Raw genomic sequence first — 20,460 nt, forward strand, 5'->3', positions numbered from 1 at the left:
GTGTACACCAACCATTCAACATAATAGAATAATTACATTATACCATCGTAGGAGAAAACCATGTCTGATATCCCAGCTTGCGATTTAGTTATTTTTGGTGCTAAAGGGGATTTGACAAGACGTAAATTATTACCGTCTTTATATCAATTAGAAAAGTACGGAAAACTACCTGAACAAACAAAGATTTTAGGCGTAGGGCGTGCTGATTGGGATCATGATGCTTATTGTGAGGTAGCAAAAGAAGCGCTAATCTCGTTTATGCCAGAACCGTTAGACGATAATATTTGGCAACGATTTAGCCAACGATTGGACTTTCATAAACTAGATGTTAATGATAGTGCTGGTTTTGAAGGATTGAAAAATAAACTTGATTTGAATCATCCAGCTATTTTCTATTTTGCAATGCACCCAGGTGCTTTTGGGACTATTTGTCAAGGTTTAGCTGCTGCAGGATTAAATCAATCGCAAAATCGCATTGTGATGGAAAAACCACTTGGGACAGATCTACAATCATCTCAAGAAATCAATGATTCAGTGGCTAAATTCTTTAGTGAATCGCAAGTTTATCGTATTGACCATTACTTAGGTAAAGAATCAGTATTAAACCTATTAGCCTTACGGTTTGCTAATACAGTGTTTGCGTCATTTTGGGATCGTAATTCTATTGATCATGTTGAAATTACGGTAGCTGAACAAGTAGGTATTGAAGGGCGTTGGGGGTATTTTGATAAAGCCGGTCAAATGCGTGATATGGTACAAAATCATTTATTACAAATATTAACCATGATTGCCATGTCCCCGCCTGCTAATCTTGAAGATGATAGCTTGCGTAGTGAAAAGATAGCTGTACTTAATGCGCTTAGACCAATTAACAAAACTAATATTCGTGAAAAAGTAGTTCGAGGACAATATACATCAGGTTTTGTTAATGGTGTTAATGTGCCGGGCTATTTAGAAGAAGATGGTGCAAATCTAAAAAGTAAGACTGAAACATTTGTTGCAATTCGAGTTGATATTGATAACTGGCGCTGGGCAGGTGTTCCTTTTTATTTACGTACAGGTAAGCGCTTACCAAGTAAATGTTCTGAAGTTGTAGTTTATTTCAAACCATTACCGCTTAATTTATTTAGTGAATTTTATCCAGAATTACCACAAAATAAATTGACGATTCGTTTACAACCTGATGAAGGTATGGATATTGAAATTCTAAATAAAGTACCAGGATTGGATAGTAATCATAATTTACAAACCACTAAACTTGACTTAAGTTTCAGCGAAACTTTTCACCAACAAAGTGCTGATGCTTATGAGCGTTTATTACTCGAAGTTATGCGTGGGCGCCAAGCATTATTTGTTCATCGTGATGAAGTTGAAGCTGCATGGAAATGGGTTGATTCAATTATTAGTGCATGGGAAACAGAAAAAGAACCACCAAAAACTTATCAAGCCGGAACTTGGGGACCGGTCGCATCCGTTGCCTTAATCACTAGAGATGGGCATTCATGGCACGAATTTGAATAAAGGAAAAGTAACTATGTTTACGCTAAATAAATATCAAAATAGCCAATTATTGATCGAAGGTTTAACTTCACATATTGTCAATGAATTAAAACAGGCAATTGTACAAAAGGGGCATGCTTCAATTGCGGTTTCGGGCGGTAAAACACCTATTCCACTGTTTGTTTCACTTAGTCAACAAAATATAGAATGGAGCAGAGTTTTTATTACGTTGGTGGATGATAGATGGGTTGATGATACTGATAATGCTAGTAACGAAAAGTTAGTGAACTCTTATCTATTACAAAATAATGCTAAATTGGCTAATTTTGTTGGTTTAAAAAACAGTTGTAATAATCCATTTGATGGTGCAGAAGTTACAGATAAACTTTTAGATAAAGTTCCGATGCCATTTGATGTGGTGATTTTAGGTATGGGAGAAGATGGGCATACTGCCTCATTATTCCCAGGCGCTGCTAATTTGGCTAACGGTTTAGATATGAAATCTGGACGGAAAGTTGTTGGTATGACACCATTAACAGCACCACTAGATCGTATTACATTAACATTGCCAGCTATTTTAAATAGCAAAAATATCTACCTACATTTAGTTGGTGAAAGCAAATTGCGTGTATTAGAACAAGCCGAAAAAGATAATGATGTTAATCAAATGCCTATTCGTGCTGTTTTGCAGCAGGATAAAGTTAATATAACTGGGTTTTGGACCGTATCTTAAATTTTCCTCATTTTGTTTGCCGACTTACGTCGGCAAATCCCCCCCTCCTTAATTTTCTTATACCAGCAATTTATTTTCTACATAAAAAACCTAGAAGATGCTTTTAAATCTTTTATAAATAATTAACCAACTATCTATTAATTTATTAAATTTTGTGGTAAAAAGTGGGGTTAAGTGGTAAAAATGGGTGTTTTTATTAATATATTGATTTTTATTAATTAAAATTTAAATAAATTATAAAGAAAAATACTTTTATGTTTAGTGGTGCAATTTCAATTAATTTAGATAATAAAGGGCGGTTAGCTATTCCTACTCGCTACCGAGAGTTTTTATCTGAAGGTATGGTTTGCACAATTGGTTTATACGACCCATGCTTGACACTTTATTCAATGTCTGAATGGAAATGTATTGAACAACAACTTGCAACATTATCAACCATTGTTGAAACTGAACGTAGAATAAAAAGATTGTTATTAGGGTATGCAACTGAGTGCCTAATGGATAATTCTGGACGAATTTTATTGTCACCTACATTGCGTACTTATGCAAAATTAGAAAAAAATACAATGTTTGTTGGTCAATCTAATAAATTTGAAATTTGGAATGAGGCAAGTTGGTATCAACAAATTAATGATGATATTACCGCATTATCAAGCGATATTGAAAACTTATCAGATAATTTGAAAAGTTTAACTATTTAATAAGAGTAAAGATTGATGGATTATCAACATACGACGGTTTTATTAAACGAAGCTGTGAATGCATTAAATATAAAAAAAGATGGCATTTATGTTGATGGTACTTTTGGCCGAGGAGGTCATTCTCGTTTAATACTTGAACAACTTGGTACACAAGGACGATTGATTGCTATTGATCGTGATGAGCGTGCAGAGCAAGCTGCGTTACAGATAACAGATCCTCGATTTACTTTTATTCGTGGTGAATTTTCTAATTTATACCGATATATTGAAGAGTTAGAATTATTGGGCGAAATTGATGGTGTCTTGTTAGATCTAGGTGTTTCATCACCACAACTTGATGATCCTGACAGGGGATTCTCTTTTATGCATGATGGACCTCTTGATATGCGTATGAATAATAGTAAAGGTTTAACTGCAAGTGAATGGTTACTTAGCAGTGATGAAGACGATATTTCATGGGTGTTAAAGACATTTGGTGAAGAGAAATTTGCCAAACGTATTGCTCGATCGATTGTCGAGCAGAATAAAATTTCGCCGATCACTCGTACCTTAGAGTTGGCTAATTTAATTGAAAAAGCTACACCAAGAAAGGATAAAAATAAGCATCCAGCTACACGTAGTTTTCAGGCTATTCGTATTTATATTAATAGTGAATTGGAAGAAGTCGAGCAAGTGCTAAATAGTTGTTTATCAGTGCTTGCCAATCAAGGAAGATTAGCGGTTATTAGCTTTCATTCTTTAGAAGATAGGATTGTAAAACAATTTATTAGTAAACAGAGTAAAGGTCCAGATTTACCAGCTCGATTACCATTAACTGAACAACAAATAAAAAAATATGGTGGTGCTAAATTAAAATCCCTTGGCAAAATTAAACCTCAAACTATTGAAATTAATAATAACCCGCGTTCCCGAAGCGCAATATTAAGGGTAGCAGAAAGGAAAAATGAATAACCAAGACAATGATTTTTTTCTAGATAAAACTTATATTGATAAAAATTTTCAAAAAAGACCGAGTAAAAGCTTGTTTGGTGTAATTATTGGGGATTTATTTAGGCATCAAAAAATTTCATTGTTATTACTTGTGATGATTATTATTTCTGCTGGTGCAGTATTAATAACAACGCAACAGATTCGTAAACAGTTATTTGAACGTGAGCAACTTTTATTAGAACAAGATGTGTTAGAAAGCGAATGGCGGAATTTAGTTATTGAAGAAAATGTACTTGCTGATCCTAAACGTGTCGAAGAGAAAGCTAGAAATCAATTAGGTATGTCTTATGTGACACAGCAAAATGAAACAGTCATTGTAATAAAGAGTAAATAATGAAACCTGCCACTAAATATAAAAAAAATAAAACTAAAAAGGTTGCAAAAACAAATAAAAATAATAGGTTAAATGGTAAAAGACAGTTTTTTACACCGAATCGTTTTTATATTATATATGGACTTATTATTTTAGCGATTATTTGTCTTATGGCTCGAATGGCATTATTGCAAATTATTGAACCAGATAAACTGATTGCTGAAGGTAATAAGCGCTCACTTCGTCACCAAGAAATTGATGCACCAAGAGCCATGATCACCGATCGTAATGGGCGTGCGTTAGCAGTAAGTGTACCGATGTTTGATGTTTGGGCAGATCCTAAAATTGTTGTGCAAAAAGGTGGTGTTAAAGCTGATGATATTAGATGGCAAGGATTAGCTCAAACGTTGAATATCCCAATGTCAACGCTAAAGCAAAAATTAAATAACCCATCAATGAGATTTGTTTATTTGTCTAAGCAAGTAACGCCAACAATATCTGACTATTTAAAAAAACTAAAGTTACCGGGGATATCGTTTGCTAAAACATCTAAACGTTATTATCCTGCGGCAGAAAATATAGCTCAATTAATTGGTTTAACAGATATTGATGCAAATGGTGCTGAGAAAGGTTCTGAGGGTATTGAAAAAAGCTTTAATAAATGGTTAATAGGTGAATCGGGGCAAAGAGTTGTAAGACGTGATCGAGTAGGTCGTGTTATTGAAGAATTAGAACGGACAGAAACAGAAACAGCATCAGATTTAATATTAAGTATAGATGAGCGTTTACAATCACTAGTTTATAGCGAACTTAGTCAAGCGGTTCAATTTAACAAAGCGGATAGTGGAACAGCTGTATTGGTTGATGTGCATACTGGTGAGATTTTAGCGATGGCAACCAGCCCATCTTATAATCCAAATAATCGTTCATCAATTGATTATAATTTATTGAGAAATAGAGCTGTTACTGATGCGTTTGAACCAGGCTCTACGGTTAAACCGCTAGTTGTAATGGCTGCCTTAGAAAAGAAAATTGCTAACTTAAATACTATTATCGATACTAGACCTTTTTATGTTAATCGTTATGAAATTAAAGATGTGTCATATCAAAAAACACTTAATTTGGCAGGTATCTTAGAAAAATCAAGTAATGTTGGCGTAAGTAAGCTAGCTTTACAAATGCAACAGGGTGATCTTGTAGAATTCTATAGTCGATTTGGATTAGGTCAACCAACGGAATTAGGTTTAGGTGGTGAAGTTAGTGGTTCAATTGCAGCCGATAGAACCAGAAAATGGGCTGATATTGAGCGAGCAACATTTGCGTTTGGATATGGATTAACTGTTACCCCATTACAATTAGCAAGAGCTTATGCAACTATCGGTAGTTATGGAATTTACCGACCTGTATCAATTTTAAAAGTCACAGAACCTGTTAAGGGTAAACGTGTAGTTTCTGAAAAAGATGCTAAAACAGTTGTTCAATTAATGGAGGCTGTAGCTGTTACTGGTGGAGGAACTAAAGCATCGGTTCCTGGCTATAGTGTTGGAGTTAAAACAGGAACAGCGAAAAAATTATCTGGTGGACGGTATGTTAATCAATATTTAGCTTATACCGCAGGTATCGCTCCAGCAACAACACCAAAGTATTCACTAGTTGTTGTTATTGATAATCCTAAAGCTGGCCAATATTATGGTGGTTCAGTTTCTGCACCTGTTTTCAGTCGTATTATGGGCGGTGTGCTTAGGACGATGAATGTGAAACCCGATCGCCAAGTTGATGGACAAATGATTATTTATTAGTAGGTGAAAATGCTAGCAACAAACTCGTTTAAAACATTATTGGAATTATTAGGTGGAAGATGTAATTTAAAATTAGATGATTTTCCACTTAATCATTTGCGTATAGATAGTCGCAAAGTAGGAAAAAACGATGTTTTTATCGCTATCAAAGGTCATACAGTTGATGGTCAAGCATTTATTCCACAAGCTATTTCAATGGGTGCAGTTGTTATCTTAGTAGAAGCAAGTAGAAAATCAAATGACTTAAAAATTGACTATATTAGGCATGAAAATAAATCGATAATTCCACAAATTAGTGTTTTCCAACTTTCACAACGTCTATCCCTGATTGCTAATGAGTTTTATCATTCTCCATCAAAAAAATTATCTGTTATTGGTGTGACAGGAACCAATGGGAAAACAACTGTTAGTCAGCTTATTGCCCAATGTTTAACATTATTGAATGAAAAAACAGCACTAATGGGAACTATTGGTAATGGAATTTATAATGAACTTGAGCCATCAGTTAATACAACGTTATCAGCAGTAGATGTGCAAACCTTATTAGCCGAATTTGTAGAGAAACAGGTCAAAGTTGTAACGATGGAAATTTCTTCACATGGGCTTGCTATGGACCGGGTTAAAGGACTAAATTGCGCAGCTACTGTATTTACCAATTTAAGTCGAGATCATCTTGATTATCACAAAACAATGAGTAGATATGCAAAAGCAAAATGGTCGTTATTTAGCCTTGATGAAAAAGAAAAACAAGTTTTAACTGCTGGTAAATCAATTATTAATTATGATGACAACTATGGTAAAAGATGGATTGAAAAACTTCCACAAGTGACAGCTGTATCATGTCAAACAAAATCATTACGTCGACTCAAGGCGTTAAATATACCTTACGTTGGTGTATCAATGATCGAATATATTGATAAAGGTGCCCAAATTCATATGGAATCAAGTTGGGGAAATGCCATTATTAGTAGCCGATTGCTAGGTGAATTTAATGTTTCTAATTTGCTATTGGCTATAGCTACACTTTTAACATTGAACTACCCATTTTTTGCTGTTGTTAATATGGCTTCTTTTTTGACTCCAATCTGTGGGCGAATGGAGGTTTTACATGTAAAAAATAGCCCAACGGTTATTGTTGATTATGCACATACTCCAGATGCGTTACAGAAAGCTTTGCAAGCTAGTCGAATTCATTGTAAAGGTTCTTTATGGGTGATTTTTGGATGTGGTGGCGATAGGGATACTGGAAAAAGACCTTTAATGGCTGAAATCGCAGAACAATTTGCCGATAAAATTGTTTTAACTAATGATAATCCACGCACTGAAGATGAAATGAAGATTATTCACGATATCCAACAAGGTTTACATCATACCGATAATGTAAACATAATTACCAATAGAGTGCAGGCTATTACACAAACATTAAAGCAGGCTAAGCCTAATGATGTCATTTTAATTGCAGGTAAAGGGCACGAGGACTATCAAATAATTGGTAATACCAAATATCACTATTCAGATCAAGAAACAGTGAAAAAAATTCTAGGAGTAGAGAATCAATCATGATTCCATTAGATATTGAGCAACTAAAAAAAATAGTTAATGGTGAATGTTATTACATTCAAGATGAAAGTGCTGTGATTGATACAATTTGCACTGATTCACGAAAAATAATAAAGCAATCGCTATTTATCGCGCTTGTTGGAAACAATTTTGATGGACATGCTTTTGCTGAACAATCTATTAAAGATGGTGCTATAGCCGTGATCGTCGATCATAAACTTGATAAGCCCATACCACAGATTGTTGTTAAGGATACTCGCTTGGCTTTAGGGGTAATCGCTAATTTTATTCGGCAGCAAAGTACAGCTAAAATTGTTGCGCTTACAGGTTCATCAGGTAAAACGTCAGTTAAAGAAATGACTGCGGCAATATTACAACACTGTGGACAGACCCTTTATACACAAGGCAATTTCAATAATGATATCGGGGTGCCATTAACGCTGTTACGCTTAACTAAACAAGACCAGTTTGCAGTTATAGAATTAGGCGCTAATCATATTGGTGAAATTGCCTATACTACAAATTTTGTTAAACCACAAAGTGCTTTAATTAATAATATTGCAGAAGCACATATAGAAGGTTTTGGATCACTTGAAGGTGTAGCAAAAGCTAAAGGCGAAATCTTTCAAGGATTGCTTGATGGTGGTATTGCTATTATTAATTTAGATAGTTGTTCTGATAAATGGTTTACTCAGTTAGTAAACAAAACAGTTTGGACTTTTTCGTTAACGAACCCTTCTGCTCAATTTTATGCTAGTAATATTCAACACGAAAAAAATACAACATTTACATTACATACACCTAAAGGTGAATGTGAGATTATGTTATCCCTAGTTGGGAAACATAATATTTCAAATGCGATCGCAGCATCAGCTTTAGCGCTTTCTGTTGGAGCAACTTTGAATCAGATCCAGCAAGGCTTAGCCTCTTTAACGCCTGTAAAAGGCCGTTTATTTCCAATAAAATTAAATCAAACCCAATTAATTTGGGATGATACTTATAATGCTAATGTTGGATCGATGTCAGCGGCAGTCAAAGTCTTGGCAAAACAGCCTGGTTATCGGATTTTAGTCGTCGGTGATATGGGAGAGCTAGGACCAGAAGCTGAAAAATATCATTGCCAAATAGGTGAGCTTGCTCATGATGAAAAAATTGATTGTGTAGTAAGTGTAGGCAAATTAAGTCAATTTATTAGCCAGTTTAGTGGCGTGGGTCACCATTTCAATAATAAACAAGATGCAGTGAATTATCTATTAATGCTGTTACGCCAACAACCAAATTTAACAATGCTAGTTAAAGGGTCGCGTAGTGCAAAAATGGAAGAAGTTATCGAAAAAATTCAAATTGAACAACTCAAAATGAGTCAGGATTAAGATTATGTTACTTTGGATATCGGAATATTTAGTTAAACATTTTACCTTTTTTAATGTTATCTCTTATTTAACAGTAAGAGCTATTTTAGGTTTATTAACCTCGTTAGCAATTTCATTATTTTTGGGACAAAAAGTCATTGACTGGCTACAAAAATTACAGATTGGTCAAGTTATTCGTCATGATGGACCTGAGTCTCATTTAAGTAAAAAAGGAACACCGACTATGGGAGGGACGCTAATTTTAGCCTCAATTTCCTTATCGGTATTGCTATGGGCAGATTTACGCAATCCTTATGTTTGGGTAACTTTGTTTGTTTTAATTGGTTATGGCATTGTTGGCTTTGCTGATGATTATTTAAAAGTGATTCGTAAAAATAGTGCTGGATTAATTGCTAGATGGAAATACTTTTGGCAATCGGTTATTGCATTAATTGTTGCTTTTGGTCTTTATGTTTATGGTAAAGATAGCACGGTAACAGTACTTGTTGTGCCATTTTTTAAAGATGTAATGCCTCAATTGGGACTATGGTTTATTTTATTAACTTATGTAGTTATTGTTGGGGCAGGTAATGCCGTTAATTTAACAGATGGACTTGATGGATTAGCAATTATGCCAACTGTTTTTGTAGCCGCTGGTTTTACGCTTGTAGCATGGGCTACAGGGAATGTCAATTTTGCTGCTTATTTGAATATTCCTTATATTAAATTCAGTGGAGAGTTGATGATTGTTTGTACTGCAATTATTGGAGCTGGACTTGGTTTTTTATGGTTTAACACATATCCGGCGATGGTTTTTATGGGAGATGTTGGATCGCTAGCTTTAGGTGGCGTGTTTGGAATTATTGCTGTTTTATTACGACAAGAATTTTTATTACTGATTATGGGCGGAATTTTTGTTATTGAAACTTTATCCGTAATTTTACAAGTAGGATCATTTAAATTACGGGGTAAAAGAATTTTCCGTATGGCACCAATTCATCATCACTATGAATTAAAAGGTTGGCCAGAACCGCGTGTTATTGTGCGGTTTTGGATAATTTCATTGATGTTAGTTGTAATAGGTTTATTAACTTTGAAATTACGTTAATAAAAGATATTAGGATCAAATCATGGTTAGCTATCAAGGAAAAAATGTCGTTATTATTGGCTTAGGTGTCACAGGACTTTCTTGTGTAGACTATTTTCTTGCTCAAAATGTTATACCTAAAGTTATTGATACTCGTAAGTCGCCATCAGGGATGGAACAATTAGACAAACGTGTTGCTTGCCATTTAGGGGAATTAAATGTTGATTGGTTGCTTGATGCTGATTTAATAATAGTCAGTCCAGGAATTGCTTTATCAACACCTGAACTACAACAGGCAGCTAAAAAAGGTATTGAAATTATTGGTGATATTGAACTATTTTGCCGTGAATTGAATCAACAAAACAGTAAGCAAATTGTAGCCATTACAGGTGCAAATGGTAAAACTACAGTAACAACATTAGTTGGTGAAATTATTAAGTCGGCAGGTATTAAAGTCGCTATTGGTGGTAATATTGGGCAGCCAGCATTATCGTTATTGAATCAAGATTACGATGTATATGTTCTTGAACTGTCTAGCTTTCAGCTAGAAACAACTCAGAGTTTAAAAGCTACAGTTGCAACAATCTTAAATATTTCAGAAGATCATATGGATCGTTATCCTCTTGGATTAATGCAATATGTTGAGGCTAAGCAACGTATTTATCATAATGCCAAGTATTGTTTAATTAATCATGATGATAAGTTAACTACTCCGACTGACCAACAAAAAAACTGCGTTTCATTTGGCGTTAATAAAGGGGATTATCATTTAGATTTCCATTTTGAACATTTGATTGCACAAGAACAGCCAGTGATAGCGACTAAAATAATGAAACTTACGGGATGTCATAATTATCTTAATGCTTTAGCGGCTTTAGCCATAGTCGATAAACTGAACATTTCACGAGAATCGAGCATAGCAACAATTATTTCATTTTATGGTCTACCACATCGTTTTGAATTAGTGTTGGAAAGAAATGGTGTGAAGTGGATTAATGATTCCAAAGCAACCAATGTAGGTAGTACAGAAGCAGCATTAAATAGCGTAGTTTGCAAAGGGAAATTATTTTTATTATTAGGTGGGGATGGAAAATCAGCGGATTTTTCGCCATTGATTCCTTTTTTTGAAAACAGAAATCTAGAAATTTTTTGTTTTGGTCGTGATCGTTTTATCCTTGCTAAGCTAGCTCCTCATATAACAACTGTAACTGAAACATTGTCTGATGCAATGCAAGTTATTGCTCAAAAAGTTGAACCAAATGATGTGGTTTTACTTTCTCCAGCATGCGCAAGCTTAGATCAGTTTAAGAATTATATTGAACGCGGAAAACAGTTTGCACAACTTGCTGAACAATATACTCAAAGGAGTACAAAATGACACTCTTTTGGTTAAAAAAACAGGTTAATCCCCACATACCATTTGACAACCAGCTACTTTGGACTGTGTTAGGTTTAATGATCTTTGGTTTGATCATGGTGACATCTTCTTCAATGGCATTTAATGAAAGCGATCCTTTCTTTTATACACAACGAGAACTTATTCAGTTAGGACTATCATTATTTTTAATGTTTATTACGCTTTATATTCCGATGCAACGTTGGCAACAGTTTGCTTCTGTTTTACTTATTATTGCTATTATTATGTTAATCGTTGTGTTAGGTATAGGTTCTTCGATTAATGGAGCATCTCGTTGGATACCTCTAGGAGTATTCAATTTTCAACCTGCAGAACTTTCAAAATTAGCGCTATTTTTATTCTTAGCTGGTTATTTATCACGTAAATCTGAAGAAGTACAAAGTGGCTTTTGGGGTTTTTTTAAACCAATGGTTGTTATGACTATACTTTCCATTTTGTTACTTAAACAACCAGATTTAGGTACTGTTATTGTTTTATTTATGGTCACTATTGGCATTTTATTTATTGCTGGTGCGCAATTGTGGCAATTTATCGCTATTTTGCTAACGGGTGTTGGCGCAGTAATTTGTTTGATTTTATATGAGTCTTACCGCTTAACACGACTGTTAACCTTTCTTGATCCTTGGCAAGATGCTACAGGTTCAGGTTATCAATTAGTCGCCTCATTAATGGCAATTGGTAATGGAGGCGTTACTGGACAAGGTATGGGAAATTCTGTACTGAAATTAGGTTATTTACCCGAATGTCATACTGATTTCATTTTCTCAATTATATCAGAAGAGTATGGATATATAGGTGTAGTTGCTTTATTGTCATTACTTTTCTTTCTAACATTTAAGGCGCTTGCAATTGGTTATCGAGCACTGAATGAAAGTTCATTGTTTTCTGGTTATTTAGCTTGTGAAATCGGGATATGGTTTGGTTTTCAAACATTTGTAAATGTGGGTGTTACATCAGGTATGTTGCCTACTAAAGGATTAACACTACCATTTATTAGTTATGGTGGATCAAGTCTTATTGTGATGAGTATTGCAACAGCAATATTACTTCGAATTGATTTTGAATTTAGACAACAACAAGCCCAAGCAAGAATAAGGTTAATAAAATAATGAAAAAATTATTAGTTATGGCAGGAGGAACTGGGGGGCATGTTTTTCCGGGTATTGCTGTGGCGCAATATTTAATGAAGCAAGGCTGGCAGGTAAGATGGTTAGGAACTGCCGATCGAATGGAAGCACACTTAGTTCCTGAAAATGGTATTGATATTGATTTTATCGAAATATCAGGGCTACGAGGCAAAGGTGTTATGGCATTATTAAAAGCACCTTATAAAATTTTAAAAGCAGTTTTACAAGCTAGAAAAATTTTAAAAACTTATCGCCCTGATGTTGTTCTAGGTATGGGAGGATATGTTTCAGGCCCAGGGGGGATTGCAGCAAAAACACTTGGTATACCAGTTGTATTACATGAACAAAATGGTATAGCAGGTTTAACCAACAAATATCTAGCTAAAATAGCAGCTAAAGTTTTACAAGCATTCCCTACTGCTTTTCCTAAGGCAGAAGTAGTTGGCAATCCTGTTCGTAGTGATCTTTTGACTGTGGCAAAACCTGAAGAAAGATTCAAAGATCGTGATGGGCCAATTAGAGTATTAGTCATGGGAGGTAGCCAAGGAGCTAAAGTTATTAATGATATAGTGCCTAAAGTGATCACAAAATTATCCGATAAATATGTAGTATGGCATCAAACAGGTAAAGGAATGTTGAATTCCGTAATTCAGTCATACCAAAATTGCGATATGACCAATAACAAAGTGACTGAATTTATCCAAGATGTTGCAGATGCATACAATTGGGCAGATATTGTAATTTGTCGTAGCGGAGCATTAACCGTTAGTGAAATTGAAGTAGTTGGTATTGGTGCTATTTTTATTCCGTTTATGCATAAAGATCGTCAGCAATTTTGGAATGCAAAATCACTAGCAGATATAGGTGCTGCTAATATTATCGAGCAACCTGATTTTAGTGCTGAATCGCTATCCAATTTGTTATGTAATTTGAACCGTGACAAATTAATTGAAATGGCAATTAAAGCTAAAAGTTTATCTATTGTGAATTCCACAGAAAAAGTAGCAGAAGCCCTTTATTCGGTGATAAAATAATACTTTTCTGACATAAATTTATGTAATATTTTTGTCAAAATGTTTCAGGTTAGATATATGTTTGAGTCAATGATTCATTTGAGCAATAAAAAATAACGATGATAGATATGTTCAATGATGATATGTACTGTGAACTATAAAATAATTTAGGAGTTAAATAGTGAATACAAAGGAATTAGCGAAGTTAAGAGCAATTATTCCTGAAATGAAGCGAGTTAAACATATTCACTTTGTGGGTATTGGTGGTGCTGGTATGGGAGGAATTGCTGAAGTTCTCGCTAATGAAGGATACCAAATTAGTGGATCAGATATTGCTGAAAATGCGGTTACTCAACATCTAGAAACATTAGGGGCAAAAATTGTTATTGGCCATGCGGCTGAAAATGTGATTAATTCTAGCGTTGTTGTTATATCCTCAGCTATTTCGCAAGATAACATTGAAGTAATAGCTGCTCGTTCAGCACGTATACCTGTTATTCAACGTGCTGAAATGTTAGCTGAATTAATGCGTTTTCGATATGGTATAGCAATTGCTGGTACTCATGGTAAAACTACAACTACTGCTATGGTTACCTCTATTTATGCTGAGGCGAAACTCGATCCAACTTTTGTTAATGGTGGTTTAGTTAAGGCGGCAGGAACACATGCTCAATTAGGTAGTAGCCGTTATTTTATTGCAGAGGCTGATGAAAGTGATGCTTCATTTCTTCATTTGCAACCAATGGTATCTATTGTAACAAATATAGAGCCTGACCATATGGACACTTATCAAGGTAGTGTTGATAATCTAAAACAAACATTTATTTCATTTTTACATAACCTTCCATTTTATGGTTTAGCTATTATGTGTTACGACGATCCTATTAATCGAGAATTACTACCGATTGTGGGACGTAAAATCATCACTTATGGATTTAGCGAAGAGGCTGACGTTGTCATTAAAAATTATCGTCAAGAACGAGGTGTAAGCTATTACACTGTTTGTCGCCCAGATCGCCAAGATTTGCAGATTGAGTTAAATGCACCTGGTAAACATAATGCTTTAAACTCGGCGGCTGCGATAATTGCAGCAACAGAAGATGGTATTGATGATGAATCAATTATAAATGCATTAGCTAAATTTGCTGGTACTAGTCGGCGTTTTGATTTATTAGGTATATTCCCGCATGTTGATGGTGGCGATATAATGATGGTTGATGATTATGGTCATCATCCTAGCGAGGTTAATGCAACAATTCAAGCAGCAAGAAACGGCTGGCCTGAACGAAGATTGGTTATGTTATTCCAACCACATCGATACACGCGTACTCGGGATTTATTTGACGATTTCGCACAAGTGCTTTCTCAAGTCGATGCACTTGTTATGTTAGATGTCTATTCCGCAGGAGAGCAACCTATTGCGGGTGCAGATAGCCGTTCGTTATGCCGTTCTATCCGCAATCGTGGCAAAGTTGACCCAATTTATGTTTCGGATTTAGATTTGCTACCCGAAATAATGCAAGAAGTTTTACAAAGTGGTGATTTATTAATTACACAAGGTGCAGGTAGTGTTGGTCGTATAGCACGCCAATTAGCCAAAACTCAATTATCATCAGAAGAGGTTTTATAAAATGGTAGATAAAGTTGCTGTATTGTATGGTGGTACTTCAGCTGAACGGGAAGTGTCACTTAAGTCAGGTAAGGCTGTACATGCAGGATTGTTGGCAAATGGTATCGATGCGCATCTTATTGATACTAAATATCATCCTATTACCAATTTAAAAGAAGAAGGTTATACAAAAGCTTTTATTATTTTACACGGACGTGGTGGGGAAGATGGTATTGTTCAAGCGATTTTGACTTATCAAAATATTCCTTATACAGGCAGTGATGTTTTATCATCAGCCTTAACAATGGATAAACTGAAAACTAAGTTAGTGTGGAAATCACTCAATTTACCTGTTGCTGAATATGTTATGGTTGAAAAATCACAATCAATTGATACTGATGCTATAGTTAAACAGCTTGGTTTACCGTTGTTTGTTAAACCAAGTCATGAAGGCTCAAGTGTGGGAATGGCAAGAGTTAATGAAGCATCTGAATTGGAAGTAGCTATTAGTGCGGCTTTTAAATATGATAGTGTAGTGATGGTTGAGTCATTTTTAGCTGGTCCAGAATTTACGGTAGCAATCGTTGGTGACGAGGTCTTACCTTCAATTCATATTAAGCCTGCAACTAAATTTTATGATTATGATGCGAAATACTTATCTGATACCACTCAGTATTTTTGTCCAAACGGTTTACCTGATGAACAAGAACAGGAAATTCGTAAATTAGCGTTAGATGCTTATAAAGCAGTAGGATGTCGAGGATGGGGAAGAGTCGACATTATGTTTAATGCTAATCAAAAACCATTTTTACTTGAAGTTAATACCGCTCCAGGTATGACAGATCATAGTTTAGTACCAATGGCGGCAAAAGAACATGGCTGGTCATTTAATGAGCTTGTTGCTAGAATTTTGAATTTGGCAACTTTATAATTGGCCTTATTTTATGAAACAAGTTCGGCAAGCAGCGCATAGAAGGGACGATAAAAACAGAAGGCGGTTGCTTATTTTTCGTAATACAGAGCAATTAATAGGATTTTTGTTCTTTATTGCGATTATTTGTATTAGTATTTGGGTAGTGCAAAGTTTTAAAAATTGGATGGATGATCCCGAGCAAATGGTATTGTCTCAATTAACATTAAGTGGAGAGCATACCTATACAACTGAGGACGATCTTCGGGAAGCTATTTTAGGACTAGGGTTGCCTAATACCTATATAAGACAAGATGTTAATGATATCCAACAAGAAGTAATGCGATTTCCATGGGTGAAGCAAACCAGTGTGCGTAAACAGTGGCCAGATAGGTTAATTGTCTATGTCGAAGAATATAAACCTGTGCTTTATTGGAATGACTTATTTTTACTTGATAAAAATGGTAATGTATTTAGCGTTCCACTTGACCGTATAAGTAACTTAAAACTGCCAAAGTTATATGGTCCAGAGGGTAAAGCAAAATCGGCGTTAGAAACTTATTATAAATTAGAGAATCTTTCTAAAAAATTAGCCAATAATCAGTTGGCATTACATATTAAAACAGCAATGACTGATGAACGTAATGCGTGGCAATTGACGGTAAAACAGTGTGTATCAGGTTTTTGCCTAGAAAATCAGGAAATAAAATTACTATTAGGTAGCGAAAATATTGAACAAAGATATCAACAACTTATCAAGTTATTTCCGGAAATTCAGTCGAGAATGCCAGAAAATGAAAGAATAATGGTCGCTGATTTACGTTATGAAAATGGCATTTCAGTGCAAAGAGAAAAAATGGTGCAGTAAGGAATAAATTAAGGCTGAAGTATGAAAGCAACAGAAAAAAAATTGGTTGTTGGATTAGAGGTTGGTACATCCAAAGTACTTGCTCTTGTTGGTGAGGTTCTTCCCGATGGTATTGTCAACATCATCGGTGTAGGGCATTGTCCATCGAAAGGGGTTGATAAAGGTGGTGTGAACGATCTTGAGTCTGTCGTGAAATCAATCCAACGAGCTGTTGACCAAGCTGAATTAATGGCTGATTGTCAAATATCTTCAGTATATTTAAGTCTTTCAGGTAAACATATTCGTTGTCAAAATGAGATAGGCATGGTGCCAATAGAAGATGAAGAGGTAACCGTAGAAGATGTTGACAATGTTGTTCATACAGCAAAATCAGTCAGAATTTTAGATGAGCACCGTATTTTGCATGTCATTGCACAAGAATATTCTATCGATTTGCAAGAAGGTATTAAAAATCCTATTGGCTTATCTGGAGTAAGAATGAAAGCAAAAGTTCACTTAATTACTTGTCATAATGATATGGCTAGAAATATTGTGAAAGCAGTAGAACGTTGCGGTTTGAAAGTGGATCAACTCATTTTTTCTGGATTGGCCTCTAGCTATGCAGTTTTAACGGACGATGAAAAAGAGCTTGGTGTTTGCGTAATTGATATGGGCGGCGGTACAATGGATGTAACGGTCTATACAGGAGGTGCGTTACGTCATTCAGTTGTAATCCCTTATGCTGGAAATGTTGTTACTAGTGATATTGCATATGCGTTTGGCGCACCGCCAATGGATGCCGAAAATATTAAGATTCGTTATGGGTGCGCTGTAGGTTCATTAATTGGTAAAGATGAAGTTATTGATGTTCCAAGTGTAGGTGGAAGACCATCTCGTTCATTGCAACGACAAACGCTTGCAGATGTAATTGAACCACGCTATTCAGAACTTCTTTCGTTGGTACAAAAAGAGTTACTTGTATTACAAGAAGAACTTAAAAAACAGAATATCAAATATCAATTAGCAGCAGGTATTGTTTTAACTGGTGGTGCTGCGCAAATAAAAGGAATGGTAGAGTGCGCTGAAAAAGTTTTTCAAAATCAAGTGCGTATTGGTCAGCCATTGAATATATCTGGATTAACTGACTATGTTCAAAAACCTTATTGTTCAACAGCTATAGGGTTATTGCATTATGGAAAACAAAGTTTATTAAATGATGATGGAAAAGATAATAATAAATCATCATTAAAAGGGATAGCTAAACGATTAACCGGGTGGTTTAAAAAAGAATTTTAGCTAGTATATTTCAAGAACTTCGTGGACATTGTAGATGATTATCTGTACAATGTTCGCAGATCGTAAATTTGGAGATAAGTTATGTTTGAACCTATGGTTGCAGATGATGAACCAGCAGCAGTCATTAAAGTTATTGGTGTAGGTGGTGGCGGAGGTAATGCTGTCGAGCATATGATTGCTGAACATATTGAAGGCGTTGAATTTTTTGCAGCAAATACAGATGCGCAAGCCTTAAAAAGAATTAAGGTAGGTCAAACTATCCAAATCGGAACTAATGTTACTAAAGGGCTTGGTGCAGGTGCTAATCCAGAAGTCGGTAGAAATTCAGCCGAGGAAGATCGCGATGTCATTCGTAGTGCTATCGAAGGAGCCGACATGGTTTTTATCGCAGCAGGAATGGGTGGCGGCACTGGAACGGGTGCAGCTCCTGTTGTTGCAGAAATAGCAAAAGAATTAGGAATTCTAACAGTTGCAGTTGTTACTAAACCTTTTGGTTTTGAAGGTAAAAAACGTATGGCTTTTGCTGAGCAAGGTATTTCTGAGTTGGCAAAACATGTTGATTCACTAATTACTATTCCGAATGATAAATTATTAAAGGTATTAGGTCGTGGTGTTAAATTACTTGATGCTTTTGCTGCAGCTAATGGTGTTTTAAAAGGTGCAGTACAAGGGATCGCTGAGCTGATTACTAAACCTGGTCTTATCAATGTCGATTTTGCTGATGTTAGAACAGTGATGTCTGAAATGGGATATGCTATGATGGGTTCTGGTCGAGCTAGTGGTGATAATCGAGCTGAAGAAGCCGCAGAAATGGCAATTTCTAGTCCATTACTTGAAGATATTGATTTATCTGGCGCTCGAGGCGTATTAGTTAATGTAACATCTGGATTTGATATTGGCTTAGAAGAATTTGAAACAGTCGGTAACACGGTTAAAGCATTTGCATCTGATAATGCTACGGTTGTTGTTGGATCAACTTTCGATCCAGATATATCTGACGAAATTCGAGTAACGGTGGTTGCAACGGGTATAGGTATGGATAAACGTCCAGAAGTTAAAATGCCTAAGCCTGTGCCGCGCAATGATTTGTTTGGTCAAAGTAATACTCTGGGTCAACAAGAAGATAAATTAGCGAAAGTTGTTAATGAACCAATAGCTTCTCCTCTTGAAGAACATAAGATTTTAGATATTCCAGCTTTCATACGGAAGCAAGCAAATTAAAGTAAAGTTGAACTTATTTGATTTTTTATTGTCGAAATCGGTAAGAACAAATAAAAAAGTAGGTGCAAAGTGAAACAAAGAACATTAAAAAAGACTATTCAAGCAACTGGTGTTGGTTTACATACTGGCAAAAAAGTTACTTTGACATTACGTCCTGCGCCTGAAAATACAGGTATAATATACCGTCGTACTGATTTAAATCCATATGTAGATTTTCCTGTGGATGCGAAGTCTGTGCGTGATACAATGCTTTGTACTTGTTTAATAAATGAAGACAATGTTCGTATTTCTACTGTTGAGCATATTAATGCTGCATTAGCAGGGCTTGGTATTGATAATATTATTATTGAAGTTGATGCCCCTGAAATACCAATTATGGATGGTAGTGCAAGCCCGTTTGTTTATTTATTGCTTGATGCTGGTATTGCTGAACAAAACGCACTTAAAAAGTTTTTGTGTGTAAAAGAAACTGTTCGAGTTGAAAATGGTGATAAATGGGCTGAAGTAAGGCCTTATAGTGGCTTTAAGCTAGATTTCACTATTGATTTTCAACATCCAGCTATCGACAATAGCTCACAACGTTATCAACTAGATTTTTCGTCTGAATCATTTATTCGTCAAATCAGTCGTGCTAGAACATTTGGCTTTATGCGTGATATTGAAGCATTACAATCTAAAGGCTTATGTCTTGGTGGTAGTTTAGATTGTGCAATTGTTGTTGATGATTATAAAGTGCTTAATGAAGATGGTTTACGTTTTGAAGATGAGTTTGTGCGTCACAAAATGCTTGATACTATCGGTGATTTATATATGAGTGGCCACAATATGATTGGTGAAGTTGTTTGTTATAAATCAGGTCATGCATTGAATAATCAATTATTGCAAGCATTGCTAGCAAAACAAAATGCATGGGAATATATCACATTTACAGAAGAGCAAATCGTGCCACTTGCATTGGGTACTCAACAGCTTATTTTCGCATAAC

18 protein-coding genes are annotated in these 20,460 nt (G+C 35.4%); all 18 read left to right on the top strand.

All coding sequences use genetic code 11. The annotated features are described in order from the left end of the window. Positions 1–60 precede the first annotated feature (60 nt). A complete protein-coding gene (gene zwf, locus A9G25_RS09275) occupies positions 61–1,521 on the top strand; it encodes a glucose-6-phosphate dehydrogenase (RefSeq protein WP_065626686.1) in 1,461 nt (486 codons plus the stop codon). A gap of 13 nt (positions 1,522–1,534) precedes the next feature. Continuing rightward, a complete protein-coding gene (pgl, locus tag A9G25_RS09280) occupies positions 1,535–2,233 on the top strand; it encodes a 6-phosphogluconolactonase (RefSeq protein WP_065626687.1) in 699 nt (232 codons plus the stop codon). Positions 2,234–2,487: 254 nt separating this feature from the next. Continuing rightward, on the top strand, positions 2,488–2,934 hold the full coding sequence (gene mraZ / locus A9G25_RS09285) for a division/cell wall cluster transcriptional repressor MraZ (RefSeq protein ID WP_065626688.1): 447 nt from the start codon (positions 2,488–2,490) through the stop codon (positions 2,932–2,934). Positions 2,935–2,949: 15 nt separating this feature from the next. Continuing rightward, positions 2,950–3,885 carry a 16S rRNA (cytosine(1402)-N(4))-methyltransferase RsmH gene (gene rsmH / locus A9G25_RS09290; RefSeq protein WP_065626689.1) on the top strand — a complete coding sequence of 312 codons (936 nt, stop codon included), beginning with the start codon at positions 2,950–2,952 and terminating at the stop codon, positions 3,883–3,885. Next, positions 3,878–4,258, top strand: a complete 381-nt coding sequence (gene ftsL / locus A9G25_RS09295; RefSeq protein WP_081297212.1) for a cell division protein FtsL — start codon at positions 3,878–3,880, stop codon at positions 4,256–4,258. Before rsmH ends, ftsL begins: the two co-directional genes overlap by 8 nt. Beyond that, positions 4,258–6,036 (top strand): peptidoglycan glycosyltransferase FtsI, encoded by a 1,779-nt coding sequence (ftsI, locus tag A9G25_RS09300; RefSeq protein ID WP_065626690.1) that lies wholly within the window; start codon positions 4,258–4,260, stop codon positions 6,034–6,036. The genes ftsL and ftsI overlap by 1 nt, the downstream gene beginning before the upstream one ends. A 9-nt stretch (positions 6,037–6,045) precedes the next feature. Next, positions 6,046–7,599, top strand: coding sequence for a UDP-N-acetylmuramoyl-L-alanyl-D-glutamate--2,6-diaminopimelate ligase (gene murE / locus A9G25_RS09305; protein WP_081297213.1), 1,554 nt, complete (start codon positions 6,046–6,048; stop codon positions 7,597–7,599). Beyond that, entirely contained in the window at positions 7,596–8,969 is a 1,374-nt protein-coding gene (gene murF / locus A9G25_RS09310; RefSeq protein ID WP_065626691.1) for a UDP-N-acetylmuramoyl-tripeptide--D-alanyl-D-alanine ligase, read from the top strand. The genes murE and murF overlap by 4 nt, the downstream gene beginning before the upstream one ends. Before the next feature lie 4 nt (positions 8,970–8,973). Beyond that, positions 8,974–10,056, top strand: a complete 1,083-nt coding sequence (gene mraY / locus A9G25_RS09315; RefSeq protein ID WP_065560405.1) for a phospho-N-acetylmuramoyl-pentapeptide-transferase — start codon at positions 8,974–8,976, stop codon at positions 10,054–10,056. Between the two features lie 22 nt (positions 10,057–10,078). Beyond that, a complete protein-coding gene (gene murD, locus A9G25_RS09320) occupies positions 10,079–11,413 on the top strand; it encodes a UDP-N-acetylmuramoyl-L-alanine--D-glutamate ligase (RefSeq protein ID WP_065626692.1) in 1,335 nt (444 codons plus the stop codon). After that, complete coding sequence (gene ftsW / locus A9G25_RS09325; protein WP_081297214.1) at positions 11,410–12,561, top strand: cell division protein FtsW; 1,152 nt, start codon at positions 11,410–11,412, stop codon at positions 12,559–12,561. The genes murD and ftsW overlap by 4 nt, the downstream gene beginning before the upstream one ends. Continuing rightward, positions 12,561–13,613: an undecaprenyldiphospho-muramoylpentapeptide beta-N-acetylglucosaminyltransferase gene (gene murG, locus A9G25_RS09330; protein ID WP_065626693.1), complete on the top strand. Its 1,053-nt coding sequence runs from the start codon at positions 12,561–12,563 to the stop codon at positions 13,611–13,613. Before ftsW ends, murG begins: the two co-directional genes overlap by 1 nt. 160 nt (positions 13,614–13,773) lie before the next feature. Beyond that, positions 13,774–15,222 (top strand): UDP-N-acetylmuramate--L-alanine ligase, encoded by a 1,449-nt coding sequence (gene murC / locus A9G25_RS09335; protein ID WP_034910174.1) that lies wholly within the window; start codon positions 13,774–13,776, stop codon positions 15,220–15,222. Between the two features lies 1 nt (position 15,223). Next, a complete protein-coding gene (locus A9G25_RS09340; RefSeq protein WP_065626694.1) occupies positions 15,224–16,132 on the top strand; it encodes a D-alanine--D-alanine ligase in 909 nt (302 codons plus the stop codon). 13 nt (positions 16,133–16,145) lie between these two features. Beyond that, complete coding sequence (locus A9G25_RS09345; RefSeq protein ID WP_065626695.1) at positions 16,146–16,979, top strand: FtsQ-type POTRA domain-containing protein; 834 nt, start codon at positions 16,146–16,148, stop codon at positions 16,977–16,979. A gap of 21 nt (positions 16,980–17,000) precedes the next feature. Beyond that, positions 17,001–18,254: a cell division protein FtsA gene (gene ftsA, locus A9G25_RS09350; protein ID WP_065626696.1), complete on the top strand. Its 1,254-nt coding sequence runs from the start codon at positions 17,001–17,003 to the stop codon at positions 18,252–18,254. Between the two features lie 81 nt (positions 18,255–18,335). Further along, the gene (ftsZ, locus tag A9G25_RS09355; protein ID WP_065626697.1) at positions 18,336–19,475 is read left to right on the top strand and encodes a cell division protein FtsZ; all 1,140 of its coding nucleotides are present in this window, start codon (positions 18,336–18,338) and stop codon (positions 19,473–19,475) included. Between the two features lie 69 nt (positions 19,476–19,544). Beyond that, a complete protein-coding gene (gene lpxC / locus A9G25_RS09360; RefSeq protein ID WP_065626698.1) occupies positions 19,545–20,459 on the top strand; it encodes a UDP-3-O-acyl-N-acetylglucosamine deacetylase in 915 nt (304 codons plus the stop codon). Position 20,460: the final 1 nt, after the last annotated feature.

This window comes from Gilliamella sp. Bif1-4, assembly GCF_001690535.1.
GTDB classification, from domain to species: Bacteria; Pseudomonadota; Gammaproteobacteria; order Enterobacterales; family Orbaceae; genus Gilliamella; species Gilliamella bombi.

Coding starts and splice junctions, on each gene's coding strand:
- zwf (WP_065626686.1), top strand. CDS start 61: ATGTCTGATATCCCAGCTTGCGATTTAGTTATTTTTGGTGCTAAAGGG.
- pgl (WP_065626687.1), top strand. CDS start 1,535: ATGTTTACGCTAAATAAATATCAAAATAGCCAATTATTGATCGAAGGT.
- mraZ (WP_065626688.1), top strand. CDS start 2,488: ATGTTTAGTGGTGCAATTTCAATTAATTTAGATAATAAAGGGCGGTTA.
- rsmH (WP_065626689.1), top strand. CDS start 2,950: ATGGATTATCAACATACGACGGTTTTATTAAACGAAGCTGTGAATGCA.
- ftsL (WP_081297212.1), top strand. CDS start 3,878: ATGAATAACCAAGACAATGATTTTTTTCTAGATAAAACTTATATTGAT.
- ftsI (WP_065626690.1), top strand. CDS start 4,258: ATGAAACCTGCCACTAAATATAAAAAAAATAAAACTAAAAAGGTTGCA.
- murE (WP_081297213.1), top strand. CDS start 6,046: ATGCTAGCAACAAACTCGTTTAAAACATTATTGGAATTATTAGGTGGA.
- murF (WP_065626691.1), top strand. CDS start 7,596: ATGATTCCATTAGATATTGAGCAACTAAAAAAAATAGTTAATGGTGAA.
- mraY (WP_065560405.1), top strand. CDS start 8,974: ATGTTACTTTGGATATCGGAATATTTAGTTAAACATTTTACCTTTTTT.
- murD (WP_065626692.1), top strand. CDS start 10,079: ATGGTTAGCTATCAAGGAAAAAATGTCGTTATTATTGGCTTAGGTGTC.
- ftsW (WP_081297214.1), top strand. CDS start 11,410: ATGACACTCTTTTGGTTAAAAAAACAGGTTAATCCCCACATACCATTT.
- murG (WP_065626693.1), top strand. CDS start 12,561: ATGAAAAAATTATTAGTTATGGCAGGAGGAACTGGGGGGCATGTTTTT.
- A9G25_RS09340 (WP_065626694.1), top strand. CDS start 15,224: ATGGTAGATAAAGTTGCTGTATTGTATGGTGGTACTTCAGCTGAACGG.
- A9G25_RS09345 (WP_065626695.1), top strand. CDS start 16,146: ATGAAACAAGTTCGGCAAGCAGCGCATAGAAGGGACGATAAAAACAGA.
- ftsA (WP_065626696.1), top strand. CDS start 17,001: ATGAAAGCAACAGAAAAAAAATTGGTTGTTGGATTAGAGGTTGGTACA.
- ftsZ (WP_065626697.1), top strand. CDS start 18,336: ATGTTTGAACCTATGGTTGCAGATGATGAACCAGCAGCAGTCATTAAA.